The 3,606-nt window shown below is 67.7% G+C and carries 3 protein-coding genes and 1 pseudogene; 3 read left to right on the forward strand and 1 reads right to left on the reverse strand.

The annotated features are described in order from the left end of the window. A pseudogene (locus tag NKF06_RS20075) lies at positions 1-391 on the reverse strand (shikimate dehydrogenase); the annotation flags it as partial. A gap of 171 nt (positions 392-562) precedes the next feature. Between NKF06_RS20075 and NKF06_RS20080 the strand changes: the two are divergent. The 3 genes from NKF06_RS20080 to NKF06_RS20090 form a co-directional block, all read left to right on the forward strand. Further along, positions 563-1,534: a calcium/sodium antiporter gene (locus tag NKF06_RS20080; protein WP_058827228.1), complete on the forward strand. Its 972-nt coding sequence runs from the start codon at positions 563-565 to the stop codon at positions 1,532-1,534. A 95-nt stretch (positions 1,535-1,629) separates the two neighbouring features. Next, positions 1,630-2,982, forward strand: coding sequence for a sodium:calcium antiporter (locus NKF06_RS20085; protein ID WP_253246408.1), 1,353 nt, complete (start codon positions 1,630-1,632; stop codon positions 2,980-2,982). A gap of 57 nt (positions 2,983-3,039) precedes the next feature. Next, positions 3,040-3,606: D-aminoacyl-tRNA deacylase (locus tag NKF06_RS20090; RefSeq protein ID WP_309142159.1), on the forward strand; the 567-nt coding region annotated here is incomplete at its 3' end.

Raw genomic sequence — 3,606 nt, forward strand, 5'->3', positions numbered from 1 at the left:
CCCGCCCCGCCCCGCCGGCACCGACGACCACGGCCTCCCGTCCGTCGAGGCCGACGCCGTGGCGCTCGAACGACCGGGTGACGCCCGCCGCGTCGGTGTTGTACCCTTTCGGCGTCTCCCCGCCGAAATCGACCGTGTTGACCGCGCCGATGCGCTCGGCGAGCGGGTCGGGGTCGACCAGTTCGAGGACGTCCTGTTTGAACGGGATGGTGACGTTCAGCCCCGAGATTCCGAGAGCGTCCGCGCCCCCGACCGCCGCCGCGATGTCGTCGCTGGCGGGCTCGAACGTGACGTACCGGGCGTCGAGACCGGCTTCCTCGTAGGCCGCCTCGTGCATCGGCGGCGACAGCGAGTGCCCGACGGGGTTGCCGACGAGACCGTAGACTTGCATGGACGGGAGGTGACCTGCCGACGATATAACTCGCCCGTCCGCGTCGGATTCCGCCGGGACTCAGTGACCCGCGAGGCGCGGATGTCCACCCGTCCGTTCTCCCGTGATAGATTGTCGCGGGCCCACGGTGTACCGGCGCGCTTTTAGTCCCCCGTTGGTCTACTCCCGCGTATGTCGGCACTCGCAACCCTGCTTTCCTTCGATACCGCGCTCCTCGTGGCGGGTATCGTCGCGCTCTACCTCGGGGCCGAGGCGCTCGTCGAGGGCGCATCTCGACTCGCCATCGGCCTCGGTCTTCGGGCGGCCATCGTCGGTGTGACCATCGTCGCGTTCGCGACGACCACTCCCGAACTCTTCGTCGCGGTCCTGAGCGGTCTGGGCTACAGCTCCGACCTCGGCCTCGGCGCTATCGTTGGTTCGAACATCGCCAACATCGGCCTCGTCCTCGGAATCTCGGCGCTCATCCAGCCGATGGGCGTCTCGACCGCGACGCTCCGCCGGCACGTCCCGTTCATGATTGCCGCGGCGGTCGCGCTCGTTGCCCTCGGGATGGACGGGAACCTCAGCGCCGTCGACGGCGGTGTCCTCCTGCTCATCCTCGTCGCGTTCACGGGCTATCTGCTCTACCGCGCCCGGTCGGCGACGGCAGACGCCATCGGCGCGGACGAAATCGACATCGAAGACGAAGACGAGGTCTCCGCGCAGTTCAAGGACGTTGTCTACCTCGGCCTCGGTCTGCTCCTCCTGTTCGTCGGCTCGAACTGGCTCATTCAGGGCGGACAGGGACTGCTCGAATCCTTTGGGTTCGGTCCGCGGTTCATCGGGCTGACGGTCCTCGCGTTCGGCACGTCGCTGCCGGAACTCGCGGCGTCCGTCATCAGCGCGGTCCGCGGCGAGTCGGAGTTCAGCATCGGCAACGTCGTCGGTTCCAACATCTACAACGTCGTCGCCGTCCTCGGTATCCTCGCCATCATGGTTCCCGTGAACGTCCCCGCGAGCACCATCTCGCTGGACTTCCCGGCGCTTCTCGTGTTCACTTTCGGGGTCATCGCGCTGATGCTCCGCAACCGCGACGTGTCCCGCCTCGACGGCGGCATCCTCGTCTGCGGCTACCTCGTGTTCTTCTGGCTCATTCTCCCCTAACGAGCACGCTGACGACTTCGGGCGTCCTACACGCCGTGTCGGGCCGATTTTGAAACACAAGAGCTACCGGCTTCGGCTTCGCCTTTGTAGCCACGATGGTCGGACAACGACTCAGTCACCCGCTGACCGCGGTGTTCGGCGCCGCGCTCCTGACGGTCCCGTGGCTGGGCCTCCACACGGTGTTCGGCGTTGACCTCACGACCGGCGTCACCGTCGCCCTCAGCGGTATCGCCGTTCTCGGCGCTTCGTTCCTCCTCGCGTGGGGCGCGGAGACCGCCGAGGCCGACGTGCCGCGGGCGTTCGCGCTCGCCATCCTCGCGGTCCTCGCGGTCGCCCCCGAATACGCCGTTGACGCCCTCTACGCTTGGGAGGCTGGCATCAACCCCGGCTCCCCCGAATCGGCCGAGGCCGCGAGCCTCGCGGTCGCCAACATGACCGGCGCAAATCGCATCCTCATCGGCATCGGCTGGTCCGCAATCGCCCTCTTCACCGTCTACCGCGCCCGTGACACCGGCGACGAGGCGGTCGAGTCCCGTCCCGGCTTCCTCGCGGACGTGGTCCGTCTCGACCACGGCATCGCGACCGAGATTCTGTTCCTCTTCGCCGCGACCGTGTTCGCCTTCTTCGTCCCGCTCGGCGCGGGCATCGGCGCGGTTGACATGTTCGTCCTCGTCGGCCTCTACGCCGCGTACATCTTCGTGGCGATGAACTCGCCGCACGAGGACGAAGAGCAGATCGGCGTGCCCGCGTACCTCCAGTCGTATCGGAAGCCAAAGCGCATCGCCACGACGCTCGCGCTGTTCGTCTTTTCCGGGGTCGTCATCCTCGTCGCCGTCGAACCGTTCGCTCACGGCCTCGAAGCGCTCGGGAAGTCGGTCGGCATCCCGTCGTTCCTGATGATTCAGTGGGTCGCGCCGCTGGCGAGCGAGAGCCCCGAACTCATCGTCGTGGCCTACCTCGTCAACAAGGCGCGGTCGACCGCCGGCTTCAACGCGCTCATCTCCTCGAAGCTCAACCAGTGGACGCTCCTCATCGGGACGCTCGTGCTCGTCTACAGCCTCTCGCTCGGCTACTACGGCCCGCTCCCGCTCGACACCCACCAGATGGGCGAACTCTGGCTGACGGCCGCCCAGAGCTACTTCGCCATCGCCATCCTCATCACGTTCTCCATCAGTCTCCGCGAAGCGGTTGCCCTGCTTGGGCTTTTCTTGGCGCAGTTCGTCTACTCCGTCACCGGACTGGCGCTCACGCTCCCGATTCCGGGACTTGGGGTGGTCACCTTCGACGGCGCAACCTCGCTCATTGGCTTTTCGGTCATCTATCTGGTCGTCGGGACGGCGCTTTTCGTCCGGCGGCGCAAGCAACTCGCTGCGGTCGCAAAGCTCTCTGTTCGACGCGTTCGCGGCGACTACGGCGCGAACGAGATTCCGGCCGCGGTCGAAGACTGACCGGCTTCCCTCGCCGCTTCCGACGCCCTTTTCGCCGACCTCGGCGACCCTCGTATCGTGATTGGAATCGTCGTCAGCCGCGCCGACAGCGCATCGGTTCACATCGGCGAGCGCCTGCTCGAACTCGCCGACTGGGACGAACGGACCGACGGGGATCGACCCGACGCCGACGGCGGCGGCACCGTCTTCTCTCGGGACGGCTTCGAACTCCGCGAGTTCGACGACCTGCACATCGACCTCGACGACCCCGCCGAGGCGTTCGACGCCGACCTCGACCTCCTCGTCGTCGTCTCCCGGCACTCCGGCGAGACCGGCGCGCTCTTGACCGCGCACTTCACCGGGAACTTCGGCCCCGCCGACTACGGTGGCGAGCCGGGGCAGTTCGCCCGCGCGTGCCCCAACGCCCAGCGCGCCGTCGTCGAGGCGCTCCGCGAGCGCGCGCCGGACGACTACGAAGTCGGCATCGAGGCGACCCACCACGGCCCGACCGAGCCGACGGTCCCCTCGATGTTCGTCGAACTCGGGAGCGACGAGGAACAGTGGGGAGACCCCGAGGGGGCCCGCGCCGTCGCGGCGGCCGTCCTCGACATCGAGGGCGTCGCGCCCCGACGCGGACCGTCAACT

The sequence above is a fragment of the Haloferax sp. AB510 genome, from assembly GCF_024136985.1.
Classification (GTDB): Archaea; Halobacteriota; Halobacteria; order Halobacteriales; family Haloferacaceae; genus Haloferax.

What these genes read in the sequence shown, in the direction of transcription:
- NKF06_RS20080 (WP_058827228.1), top strand. Translation starts at nt 563, where the DNA reads ATGTCGGCACTCGCAACCCTGCTTTCCTTCGATACCGCGCTCCTCGTG.
- NKF06_RS20085 (WP_253246408.1), top strand. Translation starts at nt 1,630, where the DNA reads ATGGTCGGACAACGACTCAGTCACCCGCTGACCGCGGTGTTCGGCGCC.